Below are 16882 nucleotides of genomic sequence, written 5' to 3'. Positions count from 1 at the left end.
TGTTAGTATATTATATCACCTTTTTTGGGCTTTTGATAAAAAATAAGTAAAAAGCTTATAAAAAACCCCACGCTTAAACTTATCAAATCAGCCACTAAAAGGTAAAATATCCCAGCAAACAAAAAAGGAGCAGAAGCTATGCTATAAGGCCAGAAATAACCTTTCATAGCTTTATAACTCCAATAAGGCTCATGAATCGATACAGGTATGTATTGCTTTTTAACAAAATAAGATAAGAAAAACACTATGATACCCAAAAATATCTCCCCTCCAATCAAATAAAACCTAATTTCAAGAGGAAGTTTTATAGGCAATCTTATTATAAAGTAAGACAACAAAAGCGCTATATAAGATATTGTTATTAAACCTAAAAAACTTTTCCAAAACATTATAGCTCTCTTATAAAAAATATCCACAAGTTCCATAAAAACATTGTAAACTATTTTCTATGAAAATACTAGTGGATTTAGATGGTGTATTGGTAAAAGATAAAGAGTTCAACCTTTTTGAAGATTCAAAAGCGTTTTTAAGCTTTTTAAAAACCAAAAACTTTAAAATATTATCAAACAACTCCACAAGACCACCTGAAGAGCTGGTAAAAATACTAAACGAAAAAGGATTAAACGTTGAAGATAAAGATATTCTGACACCTTTAAAAATACTTCCAGATTATCTTAAAGAAAAAGATATATCTTCTTGTTTTGTAATAGGTACAGATCACTTAAAAGCCTATTTATCAAAATTTGTAGAGGTAAAAGACGATATAGATGTAGAAAGTGTAATCATAGGTCAAGACAAACGGCTAAGCTTTGAAAAGTTAAAAAAAGCAATATCAGCAGTATTTTTAAACAAAGCAAAAATAATACCTATAAATCACAGCAAAATCGTAAAGGACTCTGACGGGCTTTATTTTCAAGGTTCTGGTTCTTTGGCTTTTATGATAGCAAATGCCACAGATTACAAGGAAGATATACCAAACTTAGGAAAACCATCAGAACTATTTTTATCAAAAGCTTTAAACAACGATGAATACAAAGATAGTGTAATAATAAGCGATGATTTTTATACAGACTTGATAGGAGCTAAAGCTCTTGGCATAAAGACTATATTTATTACCACTGGTAAATATAAAAAAGAAGATTTAGAAAAAACCGATTTTAGACCAGACTTCATAGTAAGCTCTTTAAAAGAAGCGGAGGAGATATTATTAAGTTTAGAATCTTAGTTTTTTTGCTTTTAATAGTAGCTTTATCATACGGAACTGAGCCTGTAAAGATACTATCTGATATTTTGATAAAAGAACCAAACAACCAAGTGATAGCAAAAAAAGATGTGGTGATATACTACGAAGATTATACGATATACTGTGATAAAGCCATATACGATAAAAACTCAAAAACTATAACTTTGATTGGGCATGTGCATCTTATCAACGTTGTAAATCAGGAAAACATTTATGGTAAAATGGGAAAACTAAACCTATCAACAAAGCAAGGATACTTTTTAGACGCTTACGGAAAACTTCACAACATATATTTTGTAGCTAATAAAATAACAAAAGATGATAAAGTTTATTTTATAAAAAAAGGAGTGGTAAGCACTTGTAAAATAGATAAAGAATTAAAGGATAAAAAGTTGCGTCTTTGTGTTTTTAGTGCAAAAGTAACCAACAAATACGTATATGCAAATTCAAACATTTTAGCTTACAAAAAACTACCTATTCTTTATATACCTTACGGCATATTTCCTGTAGGCAAAAGAAGAAGTGGCTTACTTCCACCTCTTATAGGCTCAAATACCTACAATGCATTTATATATCAACAACCCATATATTTTGCAATATCTCAAGATAAAGACATGACAATAACCCCAGAATACAGAAACAACGAAGGTGAAGGACTCTCTTTCCAATATCGACAAGCTTTTACAAAAAAAGATTATATAAATTTCAACACATACTACTTTAAAGAGCCCTCCACACCAGGAGAATGGTGGTATGGTAGAGATTTGTCAACATTTAGGTCTAACCGATACAGATTAGACATCTTTGGAAGATACGACGGTATTGATTTTAAGCTAGATACAATATCAGATCCTTACTTTATGCAGGATATGTATTTCAAATCCATCCAGAGGACTATACCTTACTTAACTTCTTATGTAAATTACGAAAAAGACAATAAAGACTTTTTTGCAGATGTAAGTTTTCACTTTTTTTACGATACTACATCAAACACAAATGCCTATACACTCCAAAGGCTTCCAGAAATAGATTTTTTATGGAAAAACCATCCTCTTTTTGATAACATCTACTATAACATAAGTGCTCAAAACACATATTTTTACAGAGAAGATGGACTAAAAGGAGATAGGCTTATCGTAAATCCAAACCTAACAAAAACCCTTAGCCTCGGACCTTTTACCAACAGCACAAATATAAACTTCTTAGGTACAAAGTATATAGCCTTAAATCAAAGCGGCTACAAATCCTCAACATATCAAGTTCTATTTCAAAACAAAACGTTTTTTAGCAAAAATTTTCATATTAAAAGCCTAAATATAAACAACTTTTACGAGCTATCTTACAACTATCAACCTATCAACAATACCAACAACCCAATATTTGATTACAAAGATTACCAGTCAAATCAAAATTATTTAGATTTTAAAATAAACAACGCTTTTACTTACAACGGTTACAACTTTGCAAACGTATATTTAGAAGATGGTTATACGTTTTTAAAAGAGTACGCTTTCCCCACATATCTTAGTTCACTAAATTCATTTGTTACATCCGCTAGTTATCAAAATTCAAACCTCATAGTGCATAAACCTCTATTACCTCTTAGGACCACAATAACATTTAGACCTTTTCAAAATTTGTCTTATACAATAGATAGTTTTTATGATTTTAACAAAAATGAATTTCCAGAAGAAAACCAATATATAAACGTAAATTTTAAAAAGTTCAACTTTTACCTTGGTGATAGCACAGCAAAAGATATAAACAGAAAATATACACTAAATCAGCAAAGCTACGGCGCATCTTATGCTTACAAAGCTTTTAACATAAACGGTGGTATAATCCATGATGATATAAGTGGACACGATGTGTCTAGGTATTTAAACCTAACTTACAACGGAGAATGTTATTCTGTATCGTTGTCTTTTCAAGAGTACTTTGATGGTACAAGAAATCAATATATAAATTATGTTCTTTTGACTTTTAATGTATTTAACTTAGAGCATCTAACCGTACCAATATCTAGGTAATTATATTTTCTCCAATATGGAAGAAAGATATATGGCACCACCGCACGCTTTTATATCTAAATTATAAATATTTTTTAAAATCTGATATTCACCACCAGAGGCTATTGCAAAAGGATGATTTGGGGAATAGAAAGAAAACGTTATACCATCGTAGTAAGGGATAGATTTTAACTCTGATATATCAAGTCTTACGTTTAAAGACTTATTTTTTAAAATATAAAAAACATTTTGGAGCCTAGTGCTATCGATGTTAAAAGCGCTTAGTTTTTCAAAAACTACATTTTCATCTTCCAAAAGCATCCAATCAAGGTCATATTTATAAAGTGTATTTAGATTTTTTGATGTAAGAGCGTATTTTACATCTTCTTTATGTTTATCATCAAACTTTGACAGAAGCTCCTTTAGTATGGCTTCATCGTTTATATAAATGAAAATATCGTTGTTAAAAAATGCTAAAAGCTTATGTATAATATCAATTACTTCAAATATCCCATCGTCTTTATCGTATCCTATGTATTCTAAACCAAGCTGATAATCGGATTTTATTTCATTTTCCCAAGAAAACACTTCACCTTCATAATATATCCTTATTGGTAAAGTTCTTTCTTTTAAAGAAGCTATATAGCTTGCCACTTGATAAGTCATATCTCTTCTTAAAACAAACACCTCTTTTGAAGACCTTATGGTGATAAGTTCATTGTAGTTGGTGGTGGTTCTCATTTGATTATAAAAGCTATCAAACATTGGAAGCTTTATAAAACTATATCCTTTTTCACTTAATATCTCTTCTGCAAACACTATAAATTGTTTAAACACTTTTGAAGCTTTTAAATCTAAAAAACCATTCACAGCAACTATTTTATCATAAAATATTAACATGAAAGTAAACGTCATAGGAGCAGGGCTTGCTGGTTCAGAAGCGGCTTATTTTTTAGCAAACAAAGGCATAAAAGTTAGACTTTTTGAAATGAGGCCAATAACTACTACAGAGGCTCACAAAACGGATAAATTTGGAGAGCTTGTTTGTAGCAACACCCTTGGAAGTTTTGAAATAACTACTGGGGCAGGCCTTCTAAAAAAAGAGATGGAACTTTTAAACTCCCTTGTTATAAAAGCTGCAAAACACTCTTATGTCAAAGCCGGAAGCGCTTTGGCGGTAGATAGAAACGAGTTTTCAGATTTTATGACAAAAACGATATTGTCTCATCCAAATATAGAAGTTGTAAGAGAAGAAGTAGAAAGCCTAGATGAAAACGAGCTAAATATAGTAGCCACAGGGCCTCTTACCTCAGAAAAGTTTTCAAAATACTTAAAGAATCTTATAACAGATGATTATCTTTACTTTTACGATGCGATAGCTCCAATCGTAGAAGCTTCAAGCGTTGACTTTTCAAAGGGATTTTGGGGTTCTAGATATGACAAAGGAGATGATTATTTTAACTGTACAATGACCAAAGAAGAGTACGATATATTTTATAATGAGCTTTTAAAAGCAGAAAAAGTACCCACCAAAGATTTTGAAAGAGTGGTGCACTTTGAAGGATGCCTTCCTATAGAAGAAATGGCATCAAGGGGTTATGAAACGCTTGTTTTTGGACCAATGAGCCCAAAAGGTTTAAAACATCACATATCAAAAGATGTATATGCAATAGTACAGCTAAGAAAAGAAACAAAAGAAGGAGAAGCCCTTTCTTTGGTGGGATTTCAAACAAAACTTACCTATAAAGAACAAGTAAGAGTATTCAGGCTTATACCTTGCCTTAGAAATGCTGTTTTCTCAAGACTTGGCTCTATGCATAGAAACACATTCTTACAATCCAACAAACTTTTAAGATCAACTCTTGAATTAAGAAAAAATCCAAACATACTTTTTGCAGGACAAATAACCGGTGTTGAAGGCTATTCAGCTTCCGCTGCCACTGGTATTATAGCAGGTATAAACGCATGGTTAAAATTAGAAGGCAAAGAACCTATAACACCACCAAAAACCACCATGTTAGGAGCGCTCTTAGACTATATAAGCTCTAAAGAAGGAGAGCTTCAACCTATGAATCCAGTTTTTGGGCTTTTACCAGACATAGAGGCTCCCAAAAAGCATAAAAAATTATTAAAAGCTTACAGAGCACTTTTTGATATGAAAAAGTTTATAGAGCATCACAAGATACATGATTGACTTTTGGTCAGTTTTTTCTTTTATAAACTTGGTTGGTATAGTAGCCTTTTCGATATCTGGTACTTTAAAAGCCATAAAAGAGGATTTAGATCTTCTTGGTATAACGGTTTTAGCTATCACCACAGCCCTTGGGGGCGGTATATTAAGAGATGTCATAATAAATACCATTCCAATAGCTTTTAAATCTAAAGAAAATATGATATTTGCCATTTTAGGGCTTTTGATAGGGATATCTATTTACAAATTTGAGGGTATTGAAAGCTCAATGCTCATACTAATACCAGATGCTGTAGGATTGTCGGCTTTCAGCACCACAGGTGCCATGATCGCTTATAAGGCAGGCGTAAACGTGTTTGGAATTGTTATACTGGCTACACTGACAGGAGTAGGTGGGGGTGTTATAAGCGATATACTTCTTGGAAAGATACCATCTGTTTTAAAAGATGACTTTTACGCTAGTTGTAGCATCATAGGCGCCGTTATTTTTTATATTACAACAACGTTTTTCAAAAACATAACGCTTGCGGCATCTTTTTGTGTAATATCGGTTTTTTCAATAAGGATGTTGGCTATAATGCTAAAATGGAAACTTCCTAAATTCAAGTAGGCAATTTAACTGTTAAACATTTTCTTGCATTTACTTTGAAAACCACTGTATAAGTTCAGATAGACTGTGAACACAGAGTGCGTGAGCACGTTTCAGATAAGCATGTTTTTAGAATACACTTATCATACGACAAGTATGCCACGCAATAGTAAGAAATGCCCTTGGCACACTAGAGTGTTGGAGAAGTACATAGAAAAATACAACTTTGTAAGACCTACAAGTCTACCACGGTTTACAAGTCTACCACAGTTTTGTAAGACCTACAAGTCTACCACGGTTTACAAGTCTACCACAGTTTCATTGTTCGTTAGGTTATAGAACACCTGCTGAAGTAGTTTATGGTAATGGTATAAAGAATTCTGAGGTGGTGGATCGTGGCAGACTTGTCCTATGGTAATGTGTTATAATTTTTTTGTGGGTATGTGTTCACGGTGTAGCGAGCTTGTAGTATATTAGTATGGAAAAAATAACAATCACCAGACACCTAATGTTATTAGAGCTCCTGGGCCACGTTTTTAAAATTATAGAAGAATACGGTTTATTGGTGTTTTGTTTTAGTTTCTGGAGTATTTTATTCTTTTGTATAGGGTTTTTAATAGGAATATCTCTAAATGCAGTTTTCAAAAGATTTAAAACCACCAACAAAATAAGCATAAGCCCGTTTCTTATAGGAATTTGGTTAGCTTTCTTAGTAGCTTATATATTTTCTGATTATCTTTACATCACAAAAAAAGATCATGTTGTAATAAAACATCATTTAATAATAGATAGGACTATAATATTTTTTTTCGTTATTATCAATTTTTTGATACTTTCAAAAATTATAGGATTGATACTTTCAAAAATTATAGGAAAGATAATAGATTTATTTATAAAGCCTGAAACCGATGAATTAAATTCTCCCATATTAAAAGATTTGATAGTGTTATTTGTTTTCATTATCGGGCTTTTTATAGCTTTTCAAATTATAGGAATCTCTATAACTACTCTTATTACAACCTTAGGAGTTGGTACAGCAGTAATAGGTTTTGTCGTTCGGGATACCCTATCAAACTTATTATCTGGGTTTTATATACTGGTTAGTAAAAATATAAGAGTAGGGGATTATATAAAGTTTGACGAATACGAGGGTTATGTAAAAGATATACATTGGCATACTACTCATATAAGAACTCTTTCTAAAAACATTATAGCGGTGCCAAACTCAAAACTCACATCTTCTGTCATTACAAACTATAACCTCACTTACGAACATATGTCAGTGGTGTTCTCTTTTTCTGTGGGTTATAAAGAAAATCTTGAAAGAGTAGAAAAACTTCTTATAGAAATAGCAAAAGAGGTTGTAAACAAAGTAGAAAGTGCAGACAAAAGCTATGAGCCAGTCGTAAGATATAGATCTTTTGGTAGTTCTGGCATAGAGTTAATTCTTGTAGTAAGAGTAGTAAAAGAGTTTCAAAAGCAATATTTTATAGTCCACGAGCTTATAAAAGCCATAAAAAAGCGATTTGAGGAAGAAAACATAGAAATACCATATCAGACGATAAATGTAATAATAAAAGACGAAAGTTGATATAGTTTTCATATGGAAAAATACAACAAAATAGTCCTTCCAGGTGGTGCTGGGCTTGTGGATCAAAATCTTGTGGCATTTTTAAAAGAAGCAGGGTATTCAAATATAGTGGTTATAGATAAGCATAAGAAAAATTTAGATAGAGACTTGTCAATAATTTTGTATCTAATAACAAAATCTCCTGTTGAATATTTGCAGAACTCCACTTATTGAAAAAATCTCTAGACAAGGATATTTATTTAAAGAATCGCAGCAGAGCGGTTGGACCGCATTTCAGAGCTAAAAAACAGGACAAGTCTGCCACTGTTTCAAAGCCACCTAAAAGATTTAAGAAATGCTAAAGCACACTAGAGCGATGGTATTGCATTTTACTTATAGCGTGGCAGACTTGTCGTGGGTTGACAAGGGAACAGGCACTGGTAGTGTAAGAAATGCCTTTGGCACACTAAAAAATAGCTATTTCTTATAATTCTCTGGTTTTGAGATAAAGACCCAAATTATTCAAGGTAGACTATATCTTGCTCTCAGAGTATCCATTAGCCACAAGGCTTATTAGAAGATTTACAACCCAACTTTAACTCTGACAAGTATGCTATGGTTCTAGAGCATTCTCTGGTGAATGAACGTGTCAAATGCAACTCTATCAATGATTTTTACAAGTAATCATTTGTTATAAAATCAAAGACGCTACTTGTATATGACGAGTATGACCAGTATGACGAGTATGAAAATTGATTCGAAAATGCGTCTAAAATATACCCTGTACAAAAAAATGAAAGAGGTTTTTAATTTATTACATAAATAAAGCATTTCGTCAAGTAAAAAACACTCATAAATTCAAACAATGCTGTGTTGTGTAAGTTATTTATAACACTTAGTTTTTTAAGATTTTGATAACAAACTAACAGTTTTTACAAAAGCAAAAAATTTTATAAAATCCACCACTATACTGTCAAAAATCATAAATAAACTGAAAATTTACTAATTAGCATCATTGCAAATAAGAAAATTCACATGATTTGATTACTTGTATGACTTGTATGATAGTTATGATTAGTATGGTGAGTATGACTTATTAAACTATACAATATCGCCAAAACCTATGGTATAATTGATGTTTAAAGGAAAGCGTGAAAATGAAATAACAATTGTTTAAAGAAACGCTTCAAAGTTTGTTTGTCGGTCACGCCATAGAAGGTAAAGGTGGCTTTGTAAACTTAGCTAAGATAAGGACTAAGTACTATCAAAAGATAGAGAAGGTGTTAAACGAGGCTAACTAACGTTTATTGTAGGCAAGTTCTTTGATGTGCTCCATTGTGGTGTTTGCCACAAGTTTGTAGCTTTGGATGTTATCTTCTAAATCTCCAAAATGAATGGGCTTTCCAAAGTATACGTTTATAGGCACTTTTGGCACTGGATACTTTGCTCCTATAGGAAAATTTATATCCGTATTTTCAATGTATATTGGTATCACTGGTTTTTTGGTTTTTACAACCATTATACCAACACCAGTTTTTGGTTTTAAAAACTCCCCAGCCGGCGCTCTTCTTCCCTCTGGGAATATGCAAACATTACAACCGATATTTAAAAGCTCTATAGCCTTTTCAATAGCTCCAAAATCTCCAGAACCTCTCTGGACTGGTATAGCCCTCATATGTTTGTATAAAAACCCTATGACAGGTGCTTCAAAAAGCTCCTTTTTGGCGATAAAATAAAGAGGTTCTTTTACCAAAGCGTTTAACACCGGTGGGTCTAGATGAGATCTGTGGTTTGATGCAAAAATAACCCCTTCAAGCCCTTCTATATTTTCTATATTAAAAGCCCTAATATTGAATACATTTCTAAAAATACCTCTTATACCAAACCAAAGAGGTCTTATCACATATTTCCCAAGTTTTGTATCTGGGCATTCCATCTTAGAGTATTATAGCATAGTAATGATATTTTTATATTTCTCGCAAAAATAAGATTTGGAATAAGATTGTGAAAACAAAAATGCATTTTGAGATAAGCTATCTCTTAAATTCTTATTTTGGTAAATTTTTATGAGAGCTTTTGAAAGAGCCTCTTCATCTTCTTTTGGCACCACCAAAGCGTTAAAACCATCTTTGGCAAAGGGCACCACATCTGTACATATAACTGCTTTACCAAGACCCATTGCTTCTAACACCACCATGGAAAAAGACTCTCTTTTTGAAGAGCTAACAAACACATCACAAGCTCTTACATATGGAAATGGGTTTTTCTTAAAACCTAAAAACTTAACCTTATCTTCTATTTTTAGGCTTTTAGAAAGATTTAAAAGTTCTTCTTTCTTGGAGCCCTCTCCTATTATAAAAAGATGTGCATCTATATTTGCTATTTTAAAAGCCTTTAAAAGTGTGGGATAATCTTTATCCTCGCTTAGCCTACCAACGCTTAAAAAACTAAATTTATCAAAGGTTATATCTTCTTCTAAAGATAGCGCTTTTATCTTATCGTGATCTATCGCGTTTTCTATAAGAACTGTCTTTTTGACTCCGTATTCTTCCAAATCCTTAACAACCTTTTCTGATACACCCACTCCTATATCTGCATATTTATAAAGACTTTTTATATACTTTATCTCTTTTTTAGAGTAAAGCTCTTTTGTTACATGCTCTACTATTATAAGCTTTGCTTTTATAAGATTTTTACTCTTAAGAAGGCAAAGCCTTGTATTCATATCCCTTAGATGGGATATTATCACATCAAAATCTTTTAAAGCCTTGGATAGCTTATTAAGAAGGATTTTCTCATATATAAAAGCTGGTATATAAAAGGGCTTCTTTTTAATATTAAACAATATCTTAGGTCTAAAATCTATTTCATAATCTATGATGTTTTTAGCCACTATAAACTCTTGATCATATCCTTTTAAACAATCAAAAACATCTAAAGCGACCCTTTCAGCGCCTGCACCTGCAAGTGTATTTATCACATGGGCTATCTTCATCATATGATTATATATCATAAGCTATTGTTTTTGAATTATTATATTTATGATATGCTAAATGTTTTAGGGGCTTTGGATAGCTTAATAGGAGTAAACTCTATACCTTTACCACCTCCAACGCCGGCGGATTCTACAAACTCCGCTTATGGTGATTTTTCAAACTTACTTGATAGTTTTTCCCAAAAGCCAAAAAACGATTCAAATATACCAAAAGACATAAACAAACTTTTTCAAGATATACTAACACTTTTTCAAAATATAAGCTCTCTTATGTCAAACGCTATAACAAACATCCACCAAGAATCTTCTAAAGACAATATAAAAATAAATATATCAAAAATAGATAGCATTGCCAAATCTCACATTGTAAATGTACTAAAAGATGTTGAAAACCTGCTTAAAGATACCACTAAAGATAACCACGTCCTAAGTACGATAGATGATATCATAAAAGATATCCAAAACCCAAGCAAAAACCAAGATTTTGTTTTATCTATATCAATAAAAGAAGAATATGTATCTACTACTACTAACGATTTTCTTGGCTCTACCTTGTCAAATCTTGACAAATACATTTTATCAAACAAAGATATATCATCTTACATATCTTCTTTTTCTTTTAGCGTGGTTTTAGAGCAAGATGATACCTCTATTCCTATTTTTTCCATAAAAGCCCAAAAACCTGAATCTAAAGATGAAAATGCCAATAATATACCATCTTCAAAAATATCTAACCAAGATCCTGCTCCTACCGAAGATCTTGGTAACAATGCGGACACTACCCCAAAAGAAGATGATCAAGCTATCAAGACAAACATCTCCAACACTGACAATCTCACCTCATCTCAAGCATCAAATGATACCAACATCAAAAGGGGTCTTGATTTTCTTACTATCAGCGCTCGTTATATCAGCGATACTTCAAATAAAAATGTTTTTGAATATTCTTTTAAAGGTATAAAGATTACAATAGATACTTCATATAATAAAAATATCAAAATAGATAAACCCTTAAGCACAACAAAAGATGACCCAAACAAAAAATTATCCAACAACGATATAAAGCCAAGTATAGATTTAAAATCTAAAGATAGCGCCAAAGATCCATCTTCAATAGATAATAAGATTTTAGGCAATGACGATACCACAGCTGACAATTCTATTACGGTTTACAAACCCAATGAAACTACCAAACAAGCCATACCACAAGATCCTTCTTTAAAATCTGATACTCCAAATATACAAGTTAAAAGCTCCGATAGCCAAAATATAGCACAAGCCGATGTTCAAGCTCCAAAAGATAAACCAATACCCCCTCAAAATCAAGACGCTATAAAAACCGATACAAGCGATATGAAAAATACCGATACCACAAACAAAGCACTAACTAATAACGTTGATAGCTCAATCCAAGATGTAAAACAACATATACAAAAGCATATGAACGCTTTGAATCTAGATAAAACATATAAAGATGTATTTGATAATTCCATTTTAAACGGAAAACCTATTTTTGAGACACAAAACCTAAAAAATCCTATAGAAGGTCTAGTGAAAGATATTTCAAGTTTACAGGCTTTTAAAGAAGAAAATCAAAAACAAGATAAAAAAGATCAAAGCGATGCTCAAAACTTCAACATGGGTCAAAACCTGCAAGCAAATGTTCAAGATAAAACAAACGAGATAAAAGCAGATAACCTATTTAAAGAAATAGAAAAAACTGTGCTAAAAGAGTCAAAAAATCCAGTGTTGATGAAAAATGTATCTATCAAACTTGACGACGGAACGGATCTTCAGATAAGATTTAATGCCAACAATTTATCTATAACAATAAATACAAACACAGAGCTTGTATACAAAGATTCTCAAATAAAAGATTTGCTTAAAAATCTACAAAACCTTGGTTTTAGCGTAGAAAATATAACCATCAATGGCACCACCATAGAATCTCAAATGGAATTTTCGCAAGACAAAGAACAAGGCAAAGACGATAAAGAAGATTACAAAAAACACAGCTCTGAAGAAAGCGACTTTGAATTTATAAATGCAATTTGACCTCAAAGAGTGTATAGTCTTAGAAAGACTAAACAGGTTTGTAGCAAAAGTTATCGTTGACAACGAAGAAACCCTTGTCCACATTAGAAACACTGGAAGACTGCCAGAGCTTTTGGTAAAAGGAGCAAAGGGTCTTTTGGAGAAAAAAGAAGGTGGCAAATACAACTGGCATTTAAAAGCTGTGAATAAAAATGGACATTGGGTTTATATCGACTCTTTGCTGGCTCCTAAATTGTTTTTAGATTTTATAAGAAAAGAGAATTTGTTTGATATTAAAAGCCTAAAACTAGAACCAAAATATGGTGATAATCATAAGTTTGATATACTAATAAACAACGAGGTTCTCATAGAAACAAAATCTGTAAACCTTGTAAAAGATGAAATAGCCATGTTTCCAGATGCACCATCAGAACGTGGCACAAAACACATTGAGCTTTTAAAAAATATACACATCACAAAAGAATATAAACCTATGATAGTGTTTGTGGTACAAAGACCAGATGCAAAAGCCTTCAAACCAAACGAAGAAACAGATCCAAACTTCTCAGAAGCTCTAAAACAAGCCAAAGAAATTGGTTTAGACATACTTTGTTTTGATTGTTATACCTCAGAGAATGAAATTTTTATAAAAAGCCAGATACCAAAGGTTTTTTGATTTATAATATTTCTATGCTTGCAGATAGAGTTAAAACATTAAAACCATCGCCCACTTTAGCAGTTAGCGCTAAAGCTAACGAGCTAAAAGCAAAAGGTATAGATATAATAAGCTTTGGAGCAGGTGAACCAGATATAGATACGCCTGATTTCGTCAAAGAAGCTTGCATAAAAGCTTTAAAAGAAGGTAAAACCAAATATACACCATCCTCTGGTATTCCGCTTTTAAGAGAAGCACTATCACAAAAGCTAAAAACTGAAAACAACGTAGAGTATAGTCCTTCGGAAATAGTAGTATCCACTGGAGCTAAGATGGTTTTATTTCTTATATTTATGGCTATATTAAACGAAGGAGATGAGGTTATCGTACCTTCACCTTATTGGGTAACATATCCAGAACAGATAAGGCTATTTGGTGGAATACCTGTGTTTGCAGAGCTTCAAGAGGATAACAATTTTGAACTAACGCTTGACATACTAAAAAGATACGTAAGCCCAAGAACCAAAGCCGTTATAATAAACTCACCCTCAAACCCCACAGGTGCTGTCATATCAGAAGAAAACCTTAAAAAGATTGTGGAATTTTGCATAGAAAGGAATATATTTATTATATCCGATGAATGTTATGAACACTTTGTATACGACGGGGCTTATATGGTAAGTCCAGCATCTTTTAGTAAAGAAGCAAGAGACATCACTTTCACAATAAACGCTTTTTCCAAAACCTTTTCCATGACAGGCTGGAGAGTAGGATATGTAGCTTGCCCTTCTTCTTATGCAAAGGTTATAGCTGATTTAAACAGTCAAAGTGTATCAAATGTCACAAGCTTTGCCCAATGGGGTGCTTTAGAAGCTTTGAAAAACGATAATTCAAAAGCTTTTATAGAAAATATGAAAAATACGTTTTCAAAAAGAAGATCACATCTTATAAATATTTTAGAAAACTACCACATACCTTATTCGAAACCAAAGGGCGCTTTTTATATGTTTATAGATTTAACAAAGTATAAAAGCAACTTCAAAGACGATATAGAAATGAGCTCTTATATTTTAGAAAAAGGTAACGTAGCTTTAGTACCTGGTTCTTCCTTTGGAAAAGACTTCTGGGCAAGGCTATCTTACTGCGTATCTGAAGACACCTTATCAGAAGGTGTTAAGCGTATAAACGAGGCTTTAAGAAGTCTATGAGAAAGTTTTTAAAAATATCTTTATTTTTTAGTATTGGGCTTTTGATAGCTTCTTGTTCTAAGCAAAACGGCGTAAATGAATATCTAAAATCAAGCTCCAGCAAAAATGTACCAATAGTGAGTTTGATACCTTCAAAAGATTACGAGATGCTTATAATAGAAAGTAGCGATTGTCCATATTGTCATAAACTCCAACACGATATCACCACAAACCCAGAGCTTATAAAAGCTTTAAAAAACGTTGAAGTAGCACCAGTTTTGGCAGATGATACTTCAAAACTTTACAAATTAGTTATAAACAACCATAAGCTCATTGGCACTGGAGAAGATATAGCTTCTGACCTTGGAGTAAACGCCTATCCAAATATATTTTTCTTAAATAAAGAAGGTAAGGTTATACTAAACGTGCCAGGCTATGTAAAACCAAAAACGATGGTTTGTGTTATAAACTTTATAACTACTAAAAGCTATAAAAAAGAAGATATAAACTCATACATAAAAGCCAACAACTGTTTATCTTAAAATATATGAAATTTGATGTGGTAGTTGTAGGGACAGGACATGCCGGTATAGAGGCAGCTATAGCCGCTTCAAAGCTATGCGATAGTGTTGGGCTTTTTACAATAAACATAGATAACATAGGACAGATGTCTTGCAATCCAGCCATAGGTGGTATAGCAAAAAGCATTGTAGTAAGAGAAATAGATATACTAGGTGGGGAAATGGCAAAAGCCATAGACGCTACAGGCATACAATTTAAGATGCTAAACAGAAGAAAAGGTGAGGCTGTATGGGCACCAAGGGCTCAAGCGGACAAGCTAAAATACAAAGAATATATGAAAAAAGCCCTTATGAACATACCAAACTTATACCTTGTGCAAGATGAAGTAATAGATATACTTGTAAAAGATAATAAAGTAATTGGAGTAAAAACAAAACTTGGCATAGAATATCAATGCAAAGCTGTAGTGGTAACCACAGGTACATTTTTAAACGGAAAGATATTTATAGGTGATAAAGTTTTTCCTGGTGGTAGAGCTTGGGAACCCCCATCTACAAATTTAGATGAGTTTTACAAAAGATTTGGTTTTACTCTAAAAAGGTTTAAAACGGGAACACCTGCAAGACTTGATAAAAGAACAATAAATTTTGATGAGCTAGAGATAGCCCCCGGCGATGAACCAGCACCCAAATTTTCATTGTTTTCAGACCCAAGAGGAAGCTATTGGTTTGAGCCAAATAAAAAGCAAATAAATTGCTATATTACCTATACAAACCCAAAAACCCATGAGATAATAAGAAAAAATTTACATAGAACAGCTCTTTACGGTGGTCTTATAAAAGGAGTGGGCCCAAGGTATTGCCCGTCTATAGAAGATAAGGTTGTAAAGTTTGAATCAAAAGCCCAGCATCAAATATTTTTAGAACCAGAAGGAGAAGATACTATAGAAATATACCCAAACGGGCTTTCCACATCCTTACCAGAAGACATACAGCAAGAGATGTATAGGACTATAAAAGGGCTTGAAAACGTAGTGCTTATAAGACCCGCTTACGCTATAGAATACGATATAGTGGATCCTTTGGAGCTATATCCAACGCTTGAAACCAAAAAGATAAAAGGGCTTTTCCACGCTGGAAACTTCAACGGCACCACAGGCTATGAAGAAGCCGCAGGACAAGGAATATTAGCAGGTATAAACGCCGGCTTAAGGGCAAACAACAAAGAACCTATAATATTACCAAGGTCTATCAGCTATATAGGACTTATGGCAGAAGATCTTACTACAAAAGAAATAGTAGAACCTTATAGGCTTTTTACATCAAGATCCGAATATAGATTATCGGTAAGACAAGACAATGCACCAGAAAGACTTTTAGAGCTATCTCACAATCTTGGGCTTTTAAATGAAGAAGATTACAAACTTGCCAAAGAGCTTTTAAACGGGATCAACTATTATGTTGATTATTATAAAAGCCAAAAAACCGTTATAAACTTGGGTGAAAACCCAAAACCCTATACTTTATCTCAAATAATAGCGATAGAAGGCATTGATAAATTAAAAGAACTTGGCTTTGACGTGCCTCAAAATCCTTATATAAAAGATGAAACAGAAATAATATTAAAATACGAATATTACATAGAAAAAGAAAAGAAATTAAACGAAAAGCTCAAGATGTTTGAACATATAAAATTACCACCAGATATGGATTATGAAAACGTAAAAGGTCTCACCAAAGAAGCTATAGAAAAACTAAAAAAACTTAAACCAGCCACTATAGCTCAAGCAAAAAATATAGATGGTATCACACCAGCCTCCATAAGCGCAATACTAATACATATGGGCATTTTAGGCTAACAAACGGCATACAAAAAATATAAAATTAG

Annotated in this window: 16 protein-coding genes and 1 pseudogene; 13 read left to right on the top strand and 4 right to left on the bottom strand. The window is 32.6% G+C overall.

Annotation, left to right across the window (positions count from 1 at the left end; all coding sequences use genetic code 11):
- Positions 1–2: 2 nt before the first annotated feature.
- Positions 3–425 carry a hypothetical protein gene (locus HYD3684_RS02160; RefSeq protein ID WP_015419054.1) on the bottom strand — a complete coding sequence of 141 codons (423 nt, stop codon included), beginning with the start codon at positions 423–425 and terminating at the stop codon, positions 3–5.
- A gap of 23 nt (positions 426–448) precedes the next feature.
- Here HYD3684_RS02160 and HYD3684_RS02155 point away from each other — a divergent pair, with 23 nt between their 5' ends.
- Both HYD3684_RS02155 and HYD3684_RS02150 read left to right on the top strand, forming a co-directional pair.
- On the top strand, positions 449–1225 hold the full coding sequence (locus tag HYD3684_RS02155; protein WP_015419053.1) for an HAD-IIA family hydrolase: 777 nt from the start codon (positions 449–451) through the stop codon (positions 1223–1225).
- Positions 1226–1230: 5 nt separating this feature from the next.
- A complete protein-coding gene (locus HYD3684_RS02150; RefSeq protein ID WP_015419052.1) occupies positions 1231–3273 on the top strand; it encodes an LPS-assembly protein LptD in 2043 nt (680 codons plus the stop codon).
- Here HYD3684_RS02150 and HYD3684_RS02145 read toward each other — a convergent pair whose 3' ends face one another.
- Entirely contained in the window at positions 3274–4122 is an 849-nt protein-coding gene (locus HYD3684_RS02145) for an ATP phosphoribosyltransferase regulatory subunit (protein ID WP_015419051.1), read from the bottom strand. It lies immediately after the preceding gene.
- Between the two features lie 28 nt (positions 4123–4150).
- Here HYD3684_RS02145 and trmFO point away from each other — a divergent pair, with 28 nt between their 5' ends.
- The 6 genes and pseudogenes from trmFO to HYD3684_RS08490 all read left to right on the top strand — a co-directional run bounded on the left by trmFO (position 4151) and on the right by HYD3684_RS08490 (position 8903).
- Positions 4151–5446, top strand: a complete 1296-nt coding sequence (gene trmFO, locus HYD3684_RS02140; RefSeq protein ID WP_015419050.1) for a methylenetetrahydrofolate--tRNA-(uracil(54)-C(5))-methyltransferase (FADH(2)-oxidizing) TrmFO — start codon at positions 4151–4153, stop codon at positions 5444–5446.
- Positions 5439–6053: a trimeric intracellular cation channel family protein gene (locus HYD3684_RS02135; protein ID WP_015419049.1), complete on the top strand. Its 615-nt coding sequence runs from the start codon at positions 5439–5441 to the stop codon at positions 6051–6053. Before trmFO ends, HYD3684_RS02135 begins: the two co-directional genes overlap by 8 nt.
- A 135-nt stretch (positions 6054–6188) precedes the next feature.
- Positions 6189–6371 carry a hypothetical protein gene (locus tag HYD3684_RS08320; protein WP_148233653.1) on the top strand — a complete coding sequence of 61 codons (183 nt, stop codon included), beginning with the start codon at positions 6189–6191 and terminating at the stop codon, positions 6369–6371.
- A 139-nt stretch (positions 6372–6510) separates the two neighbouring features.
- The gene (locus HYD3684_RS02130) at positions 6511–7623 is read left to right on the top strand and encodes a mechanosensitive ion channel family protein (protein WP_041112947.1); all 1113 of its coding nucleotides are present in this window, start codon (positions 6511–6513) and stop codon (positions 7621–7623) included.
- Between the two features lie 12 nt (positions 7624–7635).
- Positions 7636–7764, top strand: a pseudogene (locus tag HYD3684_RS08515) (NAD(P)-dependent oxidoreductase); the annotation flags it as partial.
- Positions 7765–8771: 1007 nt separating this feature from the next.
- Positions 8772–8903, top strand: coding sequence for a hypothetical protein (locus HYD3684_RS08490; RefSeq protein WP_255348077.1), 132 nt, complete (start codon positions 8772–8774; stop codon positions 8901–8903).
- Here HYD3684_RS08490 and HYD3684_RS02120 read toward each other — a convergent pair.
- A complete protein-coding gene (locus tag HYD3684_RS02120) occupies positions 8900–9538 on the bottom strand; it encodes a lysophospholipid acyltransferase family protein (RefSeq protein WP_015419046.1) in 639 nt (212 codons plus the stop codon). The two genes, HYD3684_RS08490 and HYD3684_RS02120, sit on opposite strands and share 4 nt — an antisense overlap.
- Positions 9539–9547: 9 nt before the next feature.
- On the bottom strand, positions 9548–10600 hold the full coding sequence (locus HYD3684_RS02115; RefSeq protein ID WP_237698622.1) for a glycosyltransferase: 1053 nt from the start codon (positions 10598–10600) through the stop codon (positions 9548–9550).
- A gap of 48 nt (positions 10601–10648) precedes the next feature.
- On the opposite strand from HYD3684_RS02115, the gene HYD3684_RS02110 reads away from it, so the two are divergent.
- From HYD3684_RS02110 to mnmG, 5 genes are read left to right on the top strand one after another with little or no spacing between them, the layout of a single operon-like run.
- The gene (locus tag HYD3684_RS02110; protein ID WP_015419044.1) at positions 10649–12652 is read left to right on the top strand and encodes a hypothetical protein; all 2004 of its coding nucleotides are present in this window, start codon (positions 10649–10651) and stop codon (positions 12650–12652) included.
- A complete protein-coding gene (sfsA, locus tag HYD3684_RS02105) occupies positions 12642–13307 on the top strand; it encodes a DNA/RNA nuclease SfsA (protein WP_015419043.1) in 666 nt (221 codons plus the stop codon). Before HYD3684_RS02110 ends, sfsA begins: the two co-directional genes overlap by 11 nt.
- Positions 13308–13321: 14 nt before the next feature.
- Complete coding sequence (locus tag HYD3684_RS02100) at positions 13322–14494, top strand: pyridoxal phosphate-dependent aminotransferase (protein ID WP_015419042.1); 1173 nt, start codon at positions 13322–13324, stop codon at positions 14492–14494.
- Entirely contained in the window at positions 14491–15015 is a 525-nt protein-coding gene (locus tag HYD3684_RS02095) for a thioredoxin fold domain-containing protein (RefSeq protein WP_015419041.1), read from the top strand. The genes HYD3684_RS02100 and HYD3684_RS02095 overlap by 4 nt, the downstream gene beginning before the upstream one ends.
- 5 nt (positions 15016–15020) lie before the next feature.
- Positions 15021–16853, top strand: coding sequence for a tRNA uridine-5-carboxymethylaminomethyl(34) synthesis enzyme MnmG (gene mnmG, locus HYD3684_RS02090; RefSeq protein WP_015471339.1), 1833 nt, complete (start codon positions 15021–15023; stop codon positions 16851–16853).
- Positions 16854–16882 lie beyond the last annotated feature (29 nt).

Source organism: Hydrogenobaculum sp. 3684, assembly GCF_000213785.1.
Taxonomy (GTDB): Bacteria; Aquificota; Aquificia; order Aquificales; family Aquificaceae; genus Hydrogenobaculum.
Note: the sequence above shows the minus strand (reverse complement) of the source record. Positions and strands in the feature narration are given on the sequence as shown.

Bases quoted from the DNA above. Each gene is read 5' to 3' on its own strand.
- HYD3684_RS02100 (WP_015419042.1), top strand. From the start codon at position 13,322: ATGCTTGCAGATAGAGTTAAAACATTAAAACCATCGCCCACTTTAGCA.
- HYD3684_RS02115 (WP_237698622.1), bottom strand. From the start codon at position 10,600: ATGATGAAGATAGCCCATGTGATAAATACACTTGCAGGTGCAGGCGCT.
- HYD3684_RS02160 (WP_015419054.1), bottom strand. From the start codon at position 425: ATGGAACTTGTGGATATTTTTTATAAGAGAGCTATAATGTTTTGGAAA.
- mnmG (WP_015471339.1), top strand. From the start codon at position 15,021: ATGAAATTTGATGTGGTAGTTGTAGGGACAGGACATGCCGGTATAGAG.
- HYD3684_RS02110 (WP_015419044.1), top strand. From the start codon at position 10,649: ATGCTAAATGTTTTAGGGGCTTTGGATAGCTTAATAGGAGTAAACTCT.
- trmFO (WP_015419050.1), top strand. From the start codon at position 4,151: ATGAAAGTAAACGTCATAGGAGCAGGGCTTGCTGGTTCAGAAGCGGCT.
- HYD3684_RS02130 (WP_041112947.1), top strand. From the start codon at position 6,511: ATGGAAAAAATAACAATCACCAGACACCTAATGTTATTAGAGCTCCTG.
- sfsA (WP_015419043.1), top strand. From the start codon at position 12,642: ATGCAATTTGACCTCAAAGAGTGTATAGTCTTAGAAAGACTAAACAGG.
- HYD3684_RS02120 (WP_015419046.1), bottom strand. From the start codon at position 9,538: ATGGAATGCCCAGATACAAAACTTGGGAAATATGTGATAAGACCTCTT.
- HYD3684_RS02135 (WP_015419049.1), top strand. From the start codon at position 5,439: ATGATTGACTTTTGGTCAGTTTTTTCTTTTATAAACTTGGTTGGTATA.
- HYD3684_RS02155 (WP_015419053.1), top strand. From the start codon at position 449: ATGAAAATACTAGTGGATTTAGATGGTGTATTGGTAAAAGATAAAGAG.
- HYD3684_RS08320 (WP_148233653.1), top strand. From the start codon at position 6,189: ATGCCACGCAATAGTAAGAAATGCCCTTGGCACACTAGAGTGTTGGAG.
- HYD3684_RS02095 (WP_015419041.1), top strand. From the start codon at position 14,491: ATGAGAAAGTTTTTAAAAATATCTTTATTTTTTAGTATTGGGCTTTTG.